Below are 19,840 nucleotides of genomic sequence, written 5' to 3'. Positions count from 1 at the left end.
TAAAAAGGAGCTTTATTATGATATTTAACGCTTTTAACGGAGCTTTAACTTTAATAATTTTAATAACTGTCGGATATATTTTAGGAAAGAAAAAAATCTGTAATAAACATACAGATAGTTTTATTACATCAGTACTTATATATATTTCATTACCTGCTTTTATGATAGCTAATATGACTACAAAATTTAGTCAGGAGGAGTTTTCAGCCATGCTTCTCTCATTAATCTTTGCTTTTATTTGTCAATCTTCAATGTTTTTAATAGGCATAATAGTTACTAAAATGCTAAATATAGAAAATAATAAAAAGGGAACTTTTTGTTGTCTTTTTTCACTATCTAATTCTATATTTATAGGACTTCCTGTTTGCTTATCTATATTTAAAGATGTGGCATTACCTTATATATTAACTTTTTATGTTGCTAATACTTTATGCTTTTGGACTGTTGGTGTATATTTTATAAAAAGAGATACTTGTAAAAAAAAAGATTTAAATTGTCCTTTGGAAAATTTAAAAAATCTAATAACACCTCCTTTAATTGCATTTATAATTTCAATATTATTAATTTTACTTAATATTAAACTTCCTAAGTTTTTATTAGAAAGTTTTTCTTACCTTGGAGGTTTGACTACTCCTTTAGCAGCCATGTTTATAGGCTCTATTTTAAGTAATGTTGATTTAAAAAGTTTTAGGTTTAATAAAAAATCTATTTCAATTATCTTTGGAAGATTTATTGTAGCTCCTATTTTAATGGCATTTATACTATCTTTCACAAACCTTAAAACAATAAATAAAGAAGTATTTATTGTTATGGCATCAATGCCTGTTATGAATTTAGTTGCTATAATGTCTAAAAAATATAATGGAGATTATAAGTTTGCTACTATAATGAATCCAGTAACTTTATTATTTAGTTTTATCTTTATACCAATTTATATATTTATATTTACTTTTATTTTATAATTACTAAAGAAAAACTATAGATTTTACTAATAATATTTCATAGAAAAACAAAGTAATATTTAAAAGTGTTTCTCTACGAAATATTCATTATTATTATTTAATTGGGGTATAAAAAGAGCTAAATCAAAAATAAACCTATAGTAATTAAATTATTTTTATATTTATATTTTGATTCAGCTCTTATATTTTTTAATATTTAACTATTTCTCCATTTGAAAATAAATATAAATATTTTTCTTTTACTTTTTTATTTAAAATTTTCTCTAAAGTATTACTATAATATTTTATTTGTATTTCATACTTTTCTTTTAATGAATTACTGCCTTCTTCGCCTACATAGTCTGTTTTATAGTCCAATAAAACTATTCCATCATCCTCTTCAAAGAAGCAATCTATTATTCCTTGTAATCTTATTTTTTCATTTATATATATATCCTTAGGTAATTCTTCATTAACTAAAACTGCAGGTATTTCTGTAAAGAAAGGTAATTCTCTTCTAATCATTTTCCCATCATTAAAAGCTTTAAGCATTCTTTTTCCTAAAGAACTTTTAAAAAATTTATAAATCATAGGAGGATATATAGCCTTACTCTGTTCTTCTGTTAATAGCTCATCTTCTATCATTTGTTGTATTTGTTTTTTTATTTCTTCTATTGTATCTATATTGTTAAGATCTAAATGCTGCATAACAAAATGAACAGCAGTACCTCTTTCAGCAGCAGATAGTCCTTTTTCTTCTCTTAAAAATTTAGGCTTTTTTATGACTTCATCTTTATAAATTTTTAACATATTATCATCTTCATCATAATTTGCTCTTTTTAAATCTGATACAGATACATTAGAAGGAAGTATTGTTGCTCCCTTAAACTTATAATTAAAATCTAATCTTTTAAGTATTTCCTTATCTATCTCATCCACTTGCTTACTTATAAACAAATCATCTTTATTTTTATCCACATTTTCTTGTTTTTTATCCACAGAAAAGTCATTCTTGCTCCAAATTCTCAAACTCCATGTGGATAATTCATCATTTGAATAAAATATATCCACATTGGCAATATCCCTAATTAATTGTCCATCCTTATGTCTAGCTAACGATATCCCTATCCAGTCTAAATAACTTTTACACTTAGAAACTTCTGATGGTAGTATATTATTTTTATTTAGAAATGCTGAAGAACACCATTTACTAAATGTATCTTCTAAATTAGCCTTAGCTCCTGTAATTATTAACTTTTCCTTAGCCCTAGTAAAAGCAACATATAATATCCTCATTTCTTCTGAAAGAGTCTCTAATTTACATTTTTTCTTTATAGCACTTCTTGCTAAAGTATTATAACTTATTCTTCTGTGGATATCTATACAATTTGGGCCGAAACCTAATTCTTCATGTATAAGAATCTCATTATTTAAATCCATTAAATTAAAGTTTTTACCTGTTCCAGATAAAAATACTACAGGAAACTCTAAGCCCTTACTTTTGTGTATACTCATTATCCTTACTACATCTTCATTTTCACTAAGTATTTTAGCACTTCCCATATCTCCAGATGAATTTTTTAACTTACTTATAAAATTTATAAAGTTAAATACTCCCTTAAAACTTGTTTCTTCAAATTGCTTTGCTCTTTGAAATAATATTCTTAAATTTGCCTGTCTTTGTACTCCATTAGGCATAGCTCCTACATATCCATAGTAACCTGTGTCACTATACAAATACCATATAAATTCATCAATGGCCATATAAAGAGATTTTTCTCTCCATCTTTCTAAACATTCTATAAAATAATCACATTTACTTCTTAATTCATGAGAAGTATTGATATCTAAATTACTTACTACCTCTTTTATATTATTAAAAAAGTATTGATCCTTATTTATCAATCTTAAATCTGCTAATTCTTCAGATGTAAAACCAAATATAGGAGATCTTAGTGCTGATATTATGTGTATATCCTGCATTGGATTATCTATTATTTGAAGCAAAGACATAATAGTTCTTATTTCTATAGTTTGAAAATATCCTGTACCTGTATCTGCATAAACCGGTATTCCCTCAAGAGCAAGTTCTTCAACTAATACCTCTGACCAATTCTTTGTGGCTCTTAAAAGTATTACTATATCTTTAAACCTAATATTTCTATATTTATTTATATTTTTATCATAAACTAAATACTTTTTTTCATTAGAATAACCCATTAGTTCTTTTATTCTTCTAGCTATTATCCTACCCTCTAATTGAATAGAAGTTAAGTCCTCTTCTTCGTTATCTCCATCATTTAAATCCAATACTTTTTCTTTATTATTTTCTGATTGCTGATCTTCTTTAGATAAACTTTCATTCTTATCTAGAATATTAACTTCTATATCCCCTGCTATTTTTACATTATCTAAATTAATACTTGAATCAATATCATATATATTTTCTAATGATAATTCTTTGTAATTAGCTCCTAAATTTAATGCTTCTTTTTCTGTATAATCTAATTCACCAATTATATTAGACATAAGCATTGTAAATATATAGTTAACTCCATTTATTACTTCTTTCCTACTTCTAAAGTTTTTATAAAGCATTATTTTTCTGTTATCAAAATATTCCTCTTCTGAATACTTGCTATATTTATCTAAAAATAATTCTGGCTTTGCTTGCCTAAACCTGTATATACTTTGCTTTACATCTCCTACCATAAATACATTAGGATTTTTTAAATTTCTTCTAGATATTAAATTGATTATAGTTTCTTGAACATTATTACTATCCTGATATTCATCTACTAATACTTCTTCAAACTTTTCTCTAAAATCTAATGCTACTTTTGATGGTTCTTCTCCATCCTTAAGAATCTCTATACATAAATGTTCTAAGTCATTAAAGTCTATTATTCCTCTTTCTCTTTTTTTCTTATCATATAAATCTTTAAAATATAAAACTAAATCAGTTAAAGTTTTTATCGGTAAATAACATTTTTTTATTCCATCTACCATCTCCTCTGGAGTAAATGAAAATATTTCGTTATTAAGTTTCTTTATTTTTTCTTTTCCTTCATCTCTTAGCTTTTTTACTTTATTTTGATCCTCTTCTCTTTCTATTAGTTCCTTCTTTATTCTTTTTAGAGTAGTAAACTTTATAGAACTAAAAGCTTTATAAGTTTCTTCTATTCCAATACTTAAAGCTTCTTTAATTCTATTTATTTTTATTAAATCATCATCAAGATTTTGTATATAAGGTTCTAATCCATCACTACTTATGCATATATCCTTAGCCTTTTCAAAAAGCTTTACTATACCATAAAGTTCTATAGTTATAGTCTCAGATAATATATTCCACCACTTTGTATCACTAAGATCATTTAAATCATTTATATTAAAATCTTCCGCTCTTTCTTCTAACCATTTCTTAGGATTAGGACCACTCATAGAAAAGTTATATAATTTTAAAATCATATCTTGAAGGCTTTTATCATCTTTTCCTCCTCCATAAGCTTCAACTAACCTTAAAAAATCTTCATTATCTTCTTCATATTTTTCTTCAAAAAGTTCTTCTATTACTTCTAACTTTAGCAAGGTACATTCTGTATCATCTCCTATCCTAAAATTAGGATCTAAATCTATATGATGAAAATTATTCTTAATAACATCGAGGCAAAAAGAATGTATGGTAGTAATACTAGCTCTACTTAAAAGTGCTAATTGCCTTTGAAGAACTATTGAAGTTGGATCTTTTTCAAGTTCCCTAGAAATAGCATCGCCTATTCTTTCTCTCATCTCTGCTGCTGCTGCATTAGTAAATGTAACTACCAATAGTTTATCTATATCTATTGGATTATCCTTATTAGTAATCATCTTAATTATTCTCTCAACTAATACAGCTGTTTTTCCAGAACCTGCTGCTGCTGCTACTAATAAATTACACCCTCTAACATTTATTGCATTTAACTGTTCATTTGTCCACTTAGTTTCCGCCATTATCCTCACCACCTTTGCAATTTACTTTTTGTAATATATTATTCCATATTTCATCATCACTTTTTTTACCTATGATATTATATTTATTTTCTTTTATCCCAGTATCAAATTGACATATACATCCATAATCACAATAACTACAGTATGAAAAATCTCCATCTTTTGTAGGTTCTATTTTTATTTTTCCACTTAACATCTCATTGCACAATTCTATCATTTTATCATTTACATATTTTCTTAATACCAAAAAATCCTCTTCAGTAATAACAGAACTTCTTTTTGAGAAACTTCCATCCTTATTAAAGCTTGCAGGTATTATTAAAGAGATACTCTCTATACTATTATCCATAGACCTTACTACATCTGCATCCTTTAACAATAATCCATTCATCTTTAATTTTTTTAATATCTTTTCTTTTATCTCTTCATCACTTAAATCTATATCACTTTTAATTATTGGGTCATCAATCTTAAAATAAAGTATAGCTCCAGGTACTGCTTGCTTTTCTAATAAATATTTAGAGTTTTTAAGAATAGCATCTAAATAAACTAAAAGCTGTATTTGAAGACCATAGTATAATTCATTTAAATTAAACTCTTTGCTACCAGACTTATAATCTATTATTTTTATATAAGTATTACCATCTAAATCTAAAGTATCTATTCTATCTATTCTTCCTGTTAATAATACTTCTTCATCTTTAGATATATTTAACTTTATTGGTTCACTATCTTTAAAGTTTCCAAACTCAAATTCATTTTTAAATATTTTAAAATCACTTCTTTTTATATGCTCTGATATTACAGTAACTGACTTAGTTAAAATTCTTTTAAATCTATTAGTAAAATACTGATATCTCTTATTACTATTTAAAATACTTAAGGAATTTTCCGTGATTTCCTCTTCAACTAAATTAGAAATTAATTTTTCACACTGCTCTTTTTCTAATTCACCCCAATTTAACTTGTTATTTCTTATATAGTTTGTAAATTTATCTAAAATTTCATGCATAAAACTTCCTAAGTCTGGAGCTGTAAATTCATATATTTTTCTATCTTTTGCCTTAAGTCCATATTTAATATAATAAGCAAAAGGGCATTGAGCATATTTTTCTATTCTTGATACATTAAATAAAAATTTATTTTTATTTTTTGCTGAACTATATAAAGCTTTAATTTTTTCCTTATCTACATCTTCAGCTTGATTACTATAAAATAATCCTTCTATCATTCTCTTAGACTTTTCTTTCCATTGATCATTATCTTTATACCAACTGTAAACTTCCCCCCAATAACTTTCTATACTTTTATCATCATACTCTCTTCTTAAAGCTTCTATAAGATTATTAAAAGTTGGTTTAGGAGAAGATATTTTTTCATACTTATCCCTTTGAACTTTAAATATTTCACTTTCTTCTTTTAAATAAGGAAATATCTTTTTAAGTCTCGGAACTATTATAGATGGTCTCAAAGCCTTACCTTCAAAATCTGCTAATGGATATGTTATAACTAAATAATTTGTAGCAATAGTTAGTGCTGTGTATACTAAAAACTGTTCTTCAAAAGCTTTAGTTTTTGTATCAGAAGCTAAATCTACTCCTTTATTACTTAAAACCTCTCTATCTTTATCTGAAAGTATACCTTCTTCTTTGTTAGCAGAAGGTAAAATTCCATCATTTACTCCAACTATATATAAAGCTTTAACATCTCTACTTCTAATTCTTGCAATATCTCCTATATTCACTTGATCTAAAGAAAGAGGTATAACTCCCATTTCATATTTTTCAAATCCTACTTGAAGAATTTTTATAAATTCCTTATTTGTAATTTCCTCATTTCCTAAAACTTCAACCATTTGATCTAATACTTCCATAACTATATCTTGAATTTGAGAATATTCTTTAGCCTTATCCATTATTTCCTTTTCTTCAAATTCCTTAGATAAGGAATCTATTTTACTTAATACACCTAAATTTAATAAAAAGTCATATAATAACTCACATTTATCTCTTAAAGTCTTAGATTTTTTTAAACTTTCAAAGAAATTAATAAGAGGCTTCCTAATTAAATCTTTTATATCATTAATTGTGTTTAATAGTTGAGTTTCTTCAATAGAAGGTTCATCACTTTTCTTTGAATTTTCATAAACAGGATAACTCCACCACTCTTCTCTCCATTTAGCTCCTTTTATTCCTTTAGCTAAAACATAATTTTCTATAATATCTATATAGTCTTTATCTATTGAAGTTAAGCCAGTTTTTAAATATCTAAAGACACTTTCATAGTTCCAATTTTTTAAATAAATTTCAAAAACTGAACTAATTAAAACTATTAATGGATTACTAGTTACAGCTATTTTTTTATCTATAAAATAAGGTATATCATATTCTGAAAAAATTACTGAAGATATCTTTTCATAATTATCTATACTTCTACAAACTACAGAAATATCTTTAAATCTATAACCTTCATCACGAACAAGACGAATAATATCCTTTGCAATCCAATTAAATTCATCATAACTATTATTAGCCTTATAAATTCTTATATCTTTAGTCTTATCCTTATAAGCCTTAAAAGGATAAGAAAAGAAATGAGATTCTAGATAAGCTAATTCTTCACTATTTTTAAATCTAGGATTTTTCTTTTTATTTAAATTTTTTACCCCATCAAAAGGAATTTTATTTTCTTCTATAAGTTTTATAAGTCTTCTTTCTGTACTTTTAGTAACATTAAATATATCCGTTTCTAAATTACCATTATTTTCTCCATCTGAAACTAAAGTTATATTAACTCTCTTACATCTTCTTAAAAGCTTTGTAAGTACAGACATCTGTTGTGGAGTAAATGTTGTAAACTCATCTACCCAAATTTCTGCTCCATCATAAATATTACAAAAGTCTAATTTTTCTGCTAACATAGTAAGTTCATCATCAGTATCTATATAATTTTTGCTAATTTTAAAGTTAAACTCATCAAATAATTTTTTTAAATCTTGTAATTTATTTTTAAGTTCATCTTCCTCTTTATGAAGACTATCGATTGTTTCTCCTAATATTTCCTGGGTAATATTATACTTTTTGAATTCTGTTACTGTTTTAGATACTATATCTATAAATCCTTGCTTATTTGCTGATTTATTAAATACAGTCATTTCATCATTTAAATCCTGTAGTATTTTATATATAAGCATACTTTTTCCAGCATCTTTCATTCTGTCATGAGTAATTCCACCACATTCATTAAAAACTCTATACGCCATTCTCTTAAAGCTCAAAACTTCTGCATTTATAACACTCGTTTCTCCAATTTCTCTAAGTAATTTAGTCTCTGTCTGAAATGTAAATTGCTCTGGCACAAGTAATATTAATTTTCTATTGTTATTAATCTTTTTCTTTATTTCATCTATACAATAATGACTCTTTCCACTACCAGCTCTTCCATATATTAATTTTAAACCCATAGTACACTCTCCTAAAATTTATGAGAATTAATTTATCATTTATTTTCTCCATATAGTTTTATTTTATCATTTATTTATAATACATTTCTAAATAAAAAAACACTGATTTTTTACAAAATCAGTGTTAAAAACCCTATTCTTTTATAACGCCATCCTTATATTCTTCACTAAGTATTCCCATCATAAATACATCATGATACTTTCCATTTGAAAAATAACTTTTTCTTTTAGTTCCTTCTTTTATAAACCCACAACTTTTATAACAATTTATAGCCCTTTCATTATAATCTACAACTTCTAGTTCAACTCTCTGAGCTGCTCTATACATAAATAAATAATCTAATAAAGTTTTTATAGAATCTTTTCCATATCCCCTATTCCAATACCTAGATCCTATAGTTATGCCTATAGAATAAACATTTATAGTATCCATTTTTTCTTTAAATGTCATATATCCAACTAATACATTCTTTTCATTTATTATACTTAATGCATCTCTTCTGTTATTAGTCATTTCATCAAAAGATTGCATTACTCTTTCTAATGCTGGCATTATCTTATGACCACCATCAAATTTGCGAACTTCCTCTTCCTCACAAAAGCTATAAAATATACTCATATCCCTTTTCTCTACAGATCTTAAATAAATCTTCTCTCCCTTAAGCAAAAAACACCCCTCCTATATAAAGGCAATATTCCCTTTATTCATTTCTATTATAATTATAACTCTATTAAAAAACCTTTAAAATTCTATTTTCTTTTATATATGGTCAAAATATGTTTTAAATGCCTTTGATGTTTTAATATCCTTCTTAGTCACAATTAAAATCCAATTATCATTAAAATTTATATTTAATTATGTGCAGTAAATTATTATTTTATTTATATATATAATAATTATCCTTATAAGATTTATATAATAAAAAAAACTATGAAATTAGATTTAAAATCTTGTTTATTTCATAGTTCTTTTATTTTAAATAGTTTATATAGAATACTATATTTTAAATCTATACTACATACCTTCCATAAGGTTTATAAATGCTCTTAACATTCTTCCTTTAAAATCCTTAACCTTTATATCATAACTTGAACTTGGATAAGGTAATTCAACTAGGTTAGATTTCATTCCTATTGAGTTTCCCCAAGATATTAAAAATCCACCTGGATAAGCATCTATATTTCTAAAACCAAATTGTTCATCAAAATACCTACCAACTTGATAAGATCCTATTGTTTTATTTTCCCATCCATGAACATCTAATAAAACTGATTCTGTAGATTTATTATTTATACTGCTTATAAAATTATATAGATATTTAGACTCTGGAGTTCCTAAACTAATTGCTCCTGTATAATTTCTTCCATCATATCTTGGCCTAAATCCAGTTGGGAATGATCTATTAATATCTACTCCATGCTTTACTGTAGTTCTTCCAGGTCCATTATTAGTCCAACCATCTATTAATCCATCAGGATTTGCTGACGGAATTATATAAACTGACCAATCATTAATACCACCATATCTACCAAATCTTAATGCTAAATCATAAATTAAATCATTAGCTATCTTTACTAATTCATTTCCATCTCCTGCCCAAGCATCTTCATATCCATGAACTTCAAATACTGCAACTAAGCTTTTAGATCCACTTCCTATTTTATATGCATCTAAATTTCTTCCATATCCACTTGTTCCATAATTAATGTTTTCTATAACCTTATCCTTGCAAATTCCCTGATTATTTACATACCATCCATTTATAATATTATCACAGGCCATAGCCCCACTATTATATAAGTAATACCAATTATTATTATCCAAAATCCAACCGGTAGCCATAGCTCCACTCGATGGATATAAATAATACCAATGACTTCCGTCACTAAACCAGCCTGTCTCCATTTTTCCTGAAGAATTTAAATAGTGCCATGTACCTCCTAGATTTAACCATCCTGTTTGCATATACCCACTACTATTTAAATAATACCAATCTTCACCATCTTTAACCCACCCGGTAGCCATAGCTCCACTTGTTGGATATAGATAATACCAATAGCTTCCATCACTAAACCAGCCTGTCTTCATTTTTCCTGAAGAATTTAAGTAGTACCACGTGCCTCCTAGATTTAACCATCCTGTTTGCATATATCCACTACTATTTAAATAATACCAATCTTCACCATCTTTAACCCATCCGATAGCCATAGCTCCATTTGATGGATATAGATAATACCAATGGCTTCCATCACTAAACCAGCCTGTCTGCATTCTTCCTGAAGAATTTAAATAGTACCATGTACCTCCTAGATTTAACCATCCTGTTTGCATATATCCACTACTATTTAAATAATACCAATCTTCACCATCTTTAACCCATCCGGTAGCCATAGCTCCACTTGTTGGATATAGATAATACCAATGGCTTCCATCACTAAACCAGCCTGTTTTCATAGTTCCATCTTCATCTAAATAATACCATGTACCATTATCTAGTAACCATCCCTTTAACATTTTTCCATCTTCATTAAAGTAATACCACTTATTATTTATATAGTTCCACCTTTTAGCCATGGCCCCATAATTATTACTATCTAAATAATATTTATCTCCATGTAGATCAATCCATCCTAATATCTTATGGTTGTCTTTATAATAGTATTTATTATTATTCTCTTCTACCCATCCATTTTTTATATTGTCTTTACCATTATCTTTATTATTATTTATACTATTTTCTATGTTGGATTGATTATCTTCATTTAAATTTTTGTCTTCTAAATTTTTATCTTCATCATTATTTTCATTTTCTTTGTTTATATTATTATCTATATTATTATTGTCATTAATTTGAGAATCACTATTTTGCGATTCTTCTTTATTATTACTATTATTTTCTTTACTAATATTATTATTTTTAATATTACCATCAATTAAATTATTGTTATCATTTACATGATGGTTTTCAGTTATAATATTACTATCTTTATTTATATCACCAAATCCTACAGTTCTTGCATTGGCTATTGTAAAATTTGTACTTATAAAAATACTTACTAATGTAAAAGTAATAAATTTTTTGTCCTTCATTTACATATTCCCTTTCATAGATTTCTATTATTAATATAATTTTCAATATATGTTAATATTTGAATTATACAATTAAATACAATAATTTGCAATATTTTCTAGTGATATAAAAAATAAAACACTTAGTAATTACTAAGTGTTTTATTTTTGGCGGAGGAAGAGGGATTTGAACCCTCGCGCCAGTTGCCCGACCTACGCCCTTAGCAGGGGCGCCTCTTCGGCCTCTTGAGTATTCCTCCAAGTCCTACAATTTTAAATATATAAAAATGGCGGAGAAAGTGGGATTCGAACCCACGGTACGGTCACCCGTACGCCGGTTTTCAAGACCGGTGCCTTAAACCAACTCGACCATCTCTCCATCAAGTCACAATACATATTATAATAACTAATTAAAAAAATGTCAACATTATCATTTAAATTTTTTTCATTTATATGGTTATAAATAATTAAATTCTTTAAAAACATAAAAATTTTTACTAAATTCATGTATATATACATTATTACCACTTTATTCTTATAATAACTTTTATAATTAAAACTAATAATTATTTTTAATTATTGATTGTTTCTAATTATTATTTTTTAATTTAGTTGTTATTTACTTTAATTAACAGTTATTTCTTATTAAATAAAATTTATTTTATAAATTGATATTATAATTTCTAATAAATAAACAATATATAGATTATTGCATTAAAATAAATCATAACTTAAATATTAATAACAGTTAAAGAATTTAAAATAATTCATTATAATCATAAGTAATTTATATAAATTAAAATAAAAAAAGCACTTAGTTTTAAACTAAATGCTTTGGCGGAGGAAGAGGGATTTGAACCCTCGCGCCAGTTGCCCGACCTACGCCCTTAGCAGGGGCGCCTCTTCGGCCTCTTGAGTATTCCTCCAAGTTCTACAAAATTAATTTTTTGTAAAAAAAAAATGGCGGAGAAAGTGGGATTCGAACCCACGGTACGGTCACCCGTACGCCGGTTTTCAAGACCGGTGCCTTAAACCAACTCGACCATCTCTCCGTGTCATTACGAAAATTATTATAACAACTAAAAAAATATTTGTCAACATATTTTTTTAAATTTATATCAATATATTATAAATATAATAAAATTTAGTTTTTATATAGAAAAATCATAGTTTTAGTCAATATAAGATTTACTAAAACTATGATTTTAAAATAACTATTAATTTTATCTATAATTATAATACAAATTATTTGCTTATAACATCACATCTCATATATTGTCTTAAAGCCTCTGGTACAACTACTGAACCATCTTTTTGTTGGAAGTTTTCTAAAATAGCCGCAACTGTTCTTCCTATAGCAACTCCTGAACCATTTAATGTATGAACAAATTGTGGTTTATCCTTTGGAGTTTCTTTATATTTAATATTAGCTCTTCTAGCTTGGAAATCTTCAAAGTTTGAGCAGCTTGATATTTCAACATATCTACCATAACTTGGCATCCATACTTCTATGTCATATTTTAATGCTGCTGTAAATCCTAAATCACCCTTACATATTCTAACTATTCTATATGGTAATCCTAATCCTTGAAGAACTGATTCTGCATCTTGCACTAATTTATCTAATTCACTATATGATTCCTCTGGTTTACAGAACTTAACTAATTCAACTTTATTAAATTGATGTTGTCTTATTAATCCTCTTGTATCTCTTCCAGCTGAACCAGCTTCCGCTCTAAAGCAAGCTGAATATGCAGCATGTTTTATAGGAAGCTCATCTCCCTTTAATGTTTCGTTTCTATACATATTGGTTACTGGAACTTCTGCTGTTGGAATTAAAAAGTATCCATTGTTCTCTACTTTAAATGCGTCCTCTTCAAACTTAGGTAATTGACCTGTTCCTGTCATACTTTCTCTGTTAACCATATATGGAGGAAGTACTTCTGTATAACCATTTTCCAATGTATGCTTATCTAAAAAGTAATTTATTATTGATCTTTCTAATCTTGCTCCTAACGTTTTATATACAGTAAATCTTGATCCTGTTATCTTACTAGCTCTTTCAAAATCAAGTATATCAAGATCTGTACCTAAATCCCAGTGAGCCTTTGGTTCAAAATCAAATTCAGTTGGTTCTCCCCATCTTTTAATTTCTATATTATCAGCATCTGTTTCTCCATCTGGCACTTGTGGATTTGGAATATTAGGAATTCTTAGCATTATATAATTTATCTTTTCATCTATTTCTGATACTTTAATATCATGCTCTTTTATTTCGTCACCTAATTCTCTCATTTCAGCCATTATAGAAGAAACATCTTCACCTGCTTTTTTCTTCTTTGGAATTTCTGCTGATACTTGATTTCTCTTGCTCTTTAATGCCTCAACCTCAACTAATATAGCTCTTCTTTTCTCATCTAAACCTATAATTTCATCTATTACAGAAACATCAAAATCTTCTCCTCTATTTGATAAGGCTTTTTTTATTTCTTCAGGATTATTTCTTATTTTTTTTAAATCTAACATATTGTTACCCCTTCCTTGTATATCATTATTTTTTACATATAAAAAAGAGCCTCTATCCCTATATTAATAGGGACGAAAGACTCCGCGTTGCCACCCTAATTAATGATGCAATTTGCATCATTCTCTCAGTTAAAAAATTTAACGACTTCCGCCGTACTGCTCATCACAGCCCCTCCAAGGTGGATTCACAAATGTAAAATATCGATTTACACCAAACATCGACTCTCTAAAAAATTAACAATTGTTACTAGCCTCTTCAACGGTTTAAATTAAAAATAAATTTTTAATTTATTATATACATTTATTGTTATAATGTCAATATATTATAAAATTTATTCATCTTTACTTAAAGTCTTCGTACAAATTATATCAATACCTGTATTAAGTATATTCTTGCAAATAACATCTCCTCTTTTAATAGGTAATCCTATGTATATCCTACTTAATACCTTTGATATTTCAATCCATAATTTTTTATCAACTATTTTGCTACTTCTAACAGGAACAACATTATATCTTTTAGATCCTTTAATTCTAACAAGACTTGTAAAAATATCTTTTTCCTTCAACGTTATTCCTCCCTACATATCTTCAAATTCTTTTATTCTAGAGGCTAAAACTTTAGAGTTTTTAGAGTCTTCTACTATTTCTGTAGGACTCTTATCCATTTCTCTTGCTAATATATCTATTATCTTACTTATACAATAAGCACCATGACAATTACCAAATGTAGCTCCTGTTCTTCTCTTTACTCCTTCAACAGTTCTAGCTCCTAAAGGTCTTCTTATACTCTCAACAATTTCTCCCTCTGTCACTTGGTTACAAAGACATATTATTTTTCCATATCTTTTATCTAAAGCTATTATTTCATTTCTTTCACTTCTCGTCATATTTCTAAATCTATAATATTCTCTTCTTTTATCTATAAAATTTTTCTTTATGCTACAATTTAAATTATTTACTATAGTTTCACAAATCATATTAGATATAGATGGTGCTATAGTCACTTCTGCATAATGCTTTCCTGTAACCTTTATATAACCTTTACTAAAATTATTATCATCAATCAATATTAAGTCTTTATGAAAACTATCACTTAAAATGTTATTTACATCTCTTTTAGTGATGTTAGGTAATACCTTTTTTATTTTATTTATTGTTTCGTTAAACTTTAAGCGCTTTTTACTTCTTACAGCAGCTAAAGTTCCACCAGATAACAAAGGTGCTTCTAGAACAGTCTCTCCATTTTCCTCTAATTTAAAAACCACATTAGATAGATTTATGTTTTCATTATCTTCTAACAAAACATAATTTATATTAGCATCTGGTTCTTTAAATTTCATTCTGTCCATATCTATAGTATAGTTATCTCCTGGTATAGTATTTACAACTACCCTACAAGAAAACTTATTTTTATTTGTTGTTATATTAAATCCATTAGCGCCCTTTTTAATATCTTGAACTATTTCTTCTAGTTTAAAGTTAACTCCATTATCAAAAGCTACTTCAGCATAAGATATAGCTAAATCATAAGGAGATATAACTGCTGTATTTCTAGAATATAAAGCTTTTTTTATTTTTATATTTAAATTTGGCTCTACTTCATTAATATAATCTGGATCTACTAGATAAATATTATCTATTCCTCTTCTTAAAGCTCTATTATAAATTTCCTCTAGCTTTTTAACTTGCTCATCATTTTCAGCAATATGAAGAGATCCTGTTCTTTTAAATGGTACTTTAAATTTAGTAGCTACCTCTTCTATCATATAATTTCCTTTAGCTTCTAGTTTACTCATAAGATCATCGCTAGCTTCTAGTCCATCATAAACTACAGTTGTATTTATAAATGATATATCATCTGCAATATCAAAATCCTTTTCAATTACCGCAATATTTAAATTGTATTTTGATAATTCATAAGCAACAGCACAACCTACTATGCCACCACCTAATATCAAAACATCATAATCCATTGTACCCTCCTAATTTATATAAAATATAACACCTAAAATTATATCATACTTTCTCACTTGAATACTTATGAGGATTTATAATATTAAATAAGTATTAATATTATAAATACAAAAAAGAAACATAAAAATTTTAAAATCTTTATGTTTCCAAATTTATTATTACTCAGAATCTAATGATTCTAAAAATTTCCCTAATTCCTCAATATACTTTCCATAATCAGCCCAATTTCCTGATTTTTGTGCATTTATAGCATTATCATAAAGTTGTTTTGCCTTTTTTACATTGCTATTAGAAATATTGTTTTCTTGATTATTATTTAAATTATTGTTCTTTCCATCCTTATATCCAAATAAAAGCCCTAAAGCTTCTTCAACAGTATTAGCTCCTACTATTTGTTCACCATCAGATACTATTATTTTCTTTACCTCTGGAAGAGAATTTTCTGAATCTGCTTTTAAATATATAGTTTCTAAATATAGTAGTGATTCATTTATAGGTAATATTACTGTATCCCCATAATCAACTTTGGCTCCTTTTCCCTGCCATAAACTTATTTCTTTAGATATATCAGAATCTGTTCTTATTTTATTTTTAAATAAAACAGGACTATATACTGTTTTATCCGGTGGAAATCTATATAGTATTAACTCTCCATAATTATCTCCATCCATTCTAGCTGATAGAAGAGAAACCATATTCTGCTTACCCTTTATATTAAAATATTCAAATAAAAGCATCTCTAAATTTTTCTCTCCTGGCAATCTTGTCATCATATAAAGAGCTTCGTTAGTATTTTCTTTTCCCTCTATTTCATTTATATTTGATGAAACTTCCCATACATCCTCTTCAGTAAAAAATACTGTTGGATTTGTCATATGATACTTACCTAAAACATTACATTGAATATCAAATAAGTTTTGAGGATATTTAAAGTGATTTCTTATTCCATTTGGAGCACTTTCTACATCATTAAATAACCCCTTAAATATCTTAGAATAGCTTACGGCTATAGGATCATTTTTATCTACTAAATAAAAATTTGTATCTCCATTATATGCATCTATAACAACTTTTACAGAATTTCTTATATAGTTAAATTTCTTATCATAAGGTTTTGAATAAGGAAATTTATCTGTTGTAGTATAGGCATCTATAATCCAAAATAATTTTCCTTCATCTATAACAATATAAGGATCACTATCATAATCTAAAAATGGAGCTATTTTCTTTGCTCTTTCTACTATATTTCTATTTAAAAGAATTTTACTATCATTATTTATATCACTAGAAAAAAGTATTCTTATACTCTTTTCATTTATACTAAATAAAATTCTATTTAAAAAATTCATAGGTATACCAGATTCACCCTCATATTTGTTTGTTTTATTTTCTCCACCGCTTGGATAATCAAATTCTTCAACATCTGTATTTACTATAGCATAATCTAAATTTCCCTCTCCAAAATATATTCTAGGATTATCTAAGGGTATATCTGTAATATTATTTGTTGGTATATCCTTCATAAGAAAATCTGGTTGTCCTTCTGATGTAACAGAATTAACCTTACTCATAGTAACTCCATAGCCATGAGTGTATCTTAAATGTTTATTCTGCCATGTAGTTATGCCATTATAATCAATTTCCCTAGGTGCTAAAAATACTTGAGTATAATCTCCATTTATATTATATCTATCTGTATCTCCATCATAAAATTCATAAAAATTCTTTATTACTTGAACTTGATTATAAAAAGTTAAAACTGGAAGCATTGAATTAACTTTTAAATTTTCAATTATATCTTTATTTTGACTTAATTGCTCATTATTTAAATCATATTTAGGTGCAAATTCCCTTTCTTCTATACCATTAATATTAAAAGCCATTCTAGTAGCTTCAATATGATTTGATATATAAGGTTTTTCTAGCTCCATTTCATTAGATTTAACTATAAAGCTGTGAAATACATTAGCAACTATAGGTTCTATAACTATTAATGCCAATATAGATACAGCAGAAAATATAATTGGTTTTATTTTTAACTTTTTTATACTTATAAAAACAACTATTGCTGCAATTATACTTACTATGAAAATGACTCTATAAAATAATAAAGTTATCTTTACATCTGCATAACCTGCTCCATATACAACCCCTCTAGGACTATACAATAAACTATAAGACTTTAATATATATCCTATTGATATAACTATCATAAACGCAGATACAAGTACTGCAAGTTGTTTTCCTGCAAAATATTTAAATACATCCCTTGCACTATTATAATTAAAATTTGTTGAAAAAATTTTATCTTTTACATTTATTAAAATAAAAGATAAAAAAGTTATTACTATTAATGCAATTAATAATATTATTAATAAACTATAAAGTGATTGTAATAAAGGTAATTTAAAAACATAAAATGAAATATCATTATTAAATAATGGATCTTTATAATTAAACTCTACTGAATTAGTAAATTGAAGTATCCTATACCAATAGGTTGACGCTGTGCCATATGCTAAAACTAAAGATGTGATTAATGATACTATTATATTTATCTTATATATTTGTTTTTTCTTTTCATCACCTATAACTCCTAATACTTTTTTAACTATACTCTTTCCATAAAAGTATATAATTAAAAAACATATTAAAAAAATTGGAATCATTAATTTTAAAATAGCAATAATCTTAGTAAAATAAACGTTTAAATATCCAATTTCTTTAAACCACTGAATATTTATAATAACATTAGAACTTAAGAAAAATAAGCCTATTAAAGATACTAATATAGCTATAATAATGGCTATATTTTTTTTCATAAATTATTATCCCCCTCTTTATTATAAAATTAATTTTTATTATCACTTTCTCTTAAAATTACAAGAATCTTATTGTTTATATTAATATTTTTCATATGATGATATTCTATAGCCTCTAAAAATTCATATGAATATATATTGTTATTATAGTTTTTTAAAATCTCTACTCCCCTTTTAGAATGATTATAATAAATATCTATAAGCTTTATATTATTATATTTTTTTAACTTCCCCTTAGTTATTTTATCTAATATAACGATTATAGACTTTTCAAATATATTTAAAGGTCTATCTATTTTTCCTATATCATGTAATAGTCCAACTTTAGCTAAATCTTCTTCACTTAAATTTCCTTTATTAAAATCTCTCTCTAATAAATTTAAATTTTCTTTTGATACTCTAATACTATGAGCCTTATCTGATTTTTTTAATTTATTAAATAGTAACTTCTCCTCATCGTTTAAATACCTAGATATATACTCTTTATCTATCTCTTTAAATATAGAAGTAAATGCCCATATAAATTGTTTAACTCTATAGATAATCATTTTAAAACTCCTTAATATAAACAAATATATACAATACGGTAACATAATTTGGAATTTATTTAAAGCATTTTTAATAATTTATTTTAAAAATATTCACTTATATAAAAATAACTAGTTGAATTTTTAAAGTTATAAATCTAAATATATAATAATTTATAATTAGATATAGCAATTATTAAAACTTGTTATAATATAAAATTATGTACAAAAAAAGCTATGAACTTCTGTTCATAGCTTACTTTTTGGTGGAGGTAAGGAGATTCGAACTCCTGACCCCCTGCGTGCAAGGCAGGTGCTCTCCCAGCTGAGCTATACCCCCAAAAATGGTGGACCTTCAGGGACTCGAACCCCGGACCTACCGGTTATGAGCCGGTTGCTCTAACCAACTGAGCTAAAGATCCAAAACTAACCTGGCAACCATCTACTCTCCCACTCAGTCGCCCAAGCAGTACCATCGACCGTTTAAATCTTAACCTTCGTGTTCGGTATGGGAACGGGTGTAA

General features: G+C 26.5%; 10 protein-coding genes, 6 tRNA genes, 1 rRNA gene and 1 other annotated feature. Of the genes, 1 reads left to right on the top strand and 16 read right to left on the bottom strand.

The window, feature by feature from the left end; translation table 11 throughout:
- Positions 1-17 precede the first annotated feature (17 nt).
- On the top strand, positions 18-962 hold the full coding sequence (locus tag BUA70_RS06640) for an AEC family transporter (RefSeq protein ID WP_072895206.1): 945 nt from the start codon (positions 18-20) through the stop codon (positions 960-962).
- 189 nt (positions 963-1,151) lie between these two features.
- On the opposite strand, the gene addA is transcribed toward BUA70_RS06640, so the two are convergent.
- The 16 genes from addA to rrf all read right to left on the bottom strand — a co-directional run.
- A complete protein-coding gene (gene addA, locus BUA70_RS06635) occupies positions 1,152-4,931 on the bottom strand; it encodes a helicase-exonuclease AddAB subunit AddA (protein WP_072895202.1) in 3,780 nt (1,259 codons plus the stop codon).
- The gene (gene addB, locus BUA70_RS06630) at positions 4,918-8,394 is read right to left on the bottom strand and encodes a helicase-exonuclease AddAB subunit AddB (RefSeq protein WP_072895198.1); all 3,477 of its coding nucleotides are present in this window, start codon (positions 8,392-8,394) and stop codon (positions 4,918-4,920) included. Before addB ends, addA begins: the two co-directional genes overlap by 14 nt.
- Positions 8,395-8,527: 133 nt before the next feature.
- A complete protein-coding gene (locus tag BUA70_RS06625; RefSeq protein WP_072895195.1) occupies positions 8,528-9,061 on the bottom strand; it encodes a GNAT family N-acetyltransferase in 534 nt (177 codons plus the stop codon).
- A 348-nt stretch (positions 9,062-9,409) separates the two neighbouring features.
- Positions 9,410-11,485 carry a hypothetical protein gene (locus BUA70_RS06620; RefSeq protein WP_072895192.1) on the bottom strand — a complete coding sequence of 692 codons (2,076 nt, stop codon included), beginning with the start codon at positions 11,483-11,485 and terminating at the stop codon, positions 9,410-9,412.
- 148 nt (positions 11,486-11,633) lie between these two features.
- Positions 11,634-11,724: transfer RNA gene (locus BUA70_RS06615), tRNA-Ser, on the bottom strand.
- Between the two features lie 28 nt (positions 11,725-11,752).
- Positions 11,753-11,843, bottom strand: a tRNA-Ser gene (locus BUA70_RS06610).
- Between the two features lie 456 nt (positions 11,844-12,299).
- A tRNA-Ser gene (locus BUA70_RS06605) sits at positions 12,300-12,390 on the bottom strand.
- 35 nt (positions 12,391-12,425) lie between these two features.
- A tRNA-Ser gene (locus BUA70_RS06600) sits at positions 12,426-12,516 on the bottom strand.
- Positions 12,517-12,709: 193 nt separating this feature from the next.
- Complete coding sequence (gene serS / locus BUA70_RS06595) at positions 12,710-13,990, bottom strand: serine--tRNA ligase (RefSeq protein WP_072895188.1); 1,281 nt, start codon at positions 13,988-13,990, stop codon at positions 12,710-12,712.
- 65 nt (positions 13,991-14,055) lie between these two features.
- Positions 14,056-14,259, bottom strand: a binding site (T-box leader).
- Between the two features lie 63 nt (positions 14,260-14,322).
- A complete protein-coding gene (locus BUA70_RS06590) occupies positions 14,323-14,559 on the bottom strand; it encodes a DUF1667 domain-containing protein (protein ID WP_072895185.1) in 237 nt (78 codons plus the stop codon).
- Between the two features lie 12 nt (positions 14,560-14,571).
- Positions 14,572-15,966 (bottom strand): NAD(P)/FAD-dependent oxidoreductase, encoded by a 1,395-nt coding sequence (locus BUA70_RS06585; RefSeq protein ID WP_072895181.1) that lies wholly within the window; start codon positions 15,964-15,966, stop codon positions 14,572-14,574.
- Positions 15,967-16,125: 159 nt separating this feature from the next.
- Positions 16,126-18,789 carry a UPF0182 family protein gene (locus tag BUA70_RS06580; protein ID WP_072895178.1) on the bottom strand — a complete coding sequence of 888 codons (2,664 nt, stop codon included), beginning with the start codon at positions 18,787-18,789 and terminating at the stop codon, positions 16,126-16,128.
- Between the two features lie 29 nt (positions 18,790-18,818).
- Positions 18,819-19,337 (bottom strand): HD domain-containing protein, encoded by a 519-nt coding sequence (locus BUA70_RS06575; protein WP_072895174.1) that lies wholly within the window; start codon positions 19,335-19,337, stop codon positions 18,819-18,821.
- A gap of 243 nt (positions 19,338-19,580) precedes the next feature.
- Positions 19,581-19,656, bottom strand: a tRNA-Ala gene (locus BUA70_RS06570).
- A gap of 5 nt (positions 19,657-19,661) precedes the next feature.
- Positions 19,662-19,738, bottom strand: a tRNA-Ile gene (locus BUA70_RS06565).
- Between the two features lie 7 nt (positions 19,739-19,745).
- Positions 19,746-19,840: ribosomal RNA gene (gene rrf, locus BUA70_RS06560) — 5S ribosomal RNA — on the bottom strand; the annotation flags it as partial.

It is taken from the genome of Clostridium fallax, assembly GCF_900129365.1.
GTDB classification, from domain to species: domain Bacteria; phylum Bacillota; class Clostridia; order Clostridiales; family Clostridiaceae; genus Clostridium_AH; species Clostridium_AH fallax.
The sequence above is the reverse complement of the archived record's forward strand: the minus strand, read 5'-3'. Positions and strand labels throughout refer to the sequence as shown.

Coding starts and splice junctions, on each gene's coding strand:
- BUA70_RS06640 (WP_072895206.1), top strand. CDS start 18: ATGATATTTAACGCTTTTAACGGAGCTTTAACTTTAATAATTTTAATA.
- addA (WP_072895202.1), bottom strand. CDS start 4,931: ATGGCGGAAACTAAGTGGACAAATGAACAGTTAAATGCAATAAATGTT.
- addB (WP_072895198.1), bottom strand. CDS start 8,394: ATGGGTTTAAAATTAATATATGGAAGAGCTGGTAGTGGAAAGAGTCAT.
- BUA70_RS06620 (WP_072895192.1), bottom strand. CDS start 11,485: ATGAAGGACAAAAAATTTATTACTTTTACATTAGTAAGTATTTTTATA.
- serS (WP_072895188.1), bottom strand. CDS start 13,990: ATGTTAGATTTAAAAAAAATAAGAAATAATCCTGAAGAAATAAAAAAA.
- BUA70_RS06585 (WP_072895181.1), bottom strand. CDS start 15,966: ATGGATTATGATGTTTTGATATTAGGTGGTGGCATAGTAGGTTGTGCT.
- BUA70_RS06580 (WP_072895178.1), bottom strand. CDS start 18,789: ATGAAAAAAAATATAGCCATTATTATAGCTATATTAGTATCTTTAATA.
- BUA70_RS06575 (WP_072895174.1), bottom strand. CDS start 19,337: ATGATTATCTATAGAGTTAAACAATTTATATGGGCATTTACTTCTATA.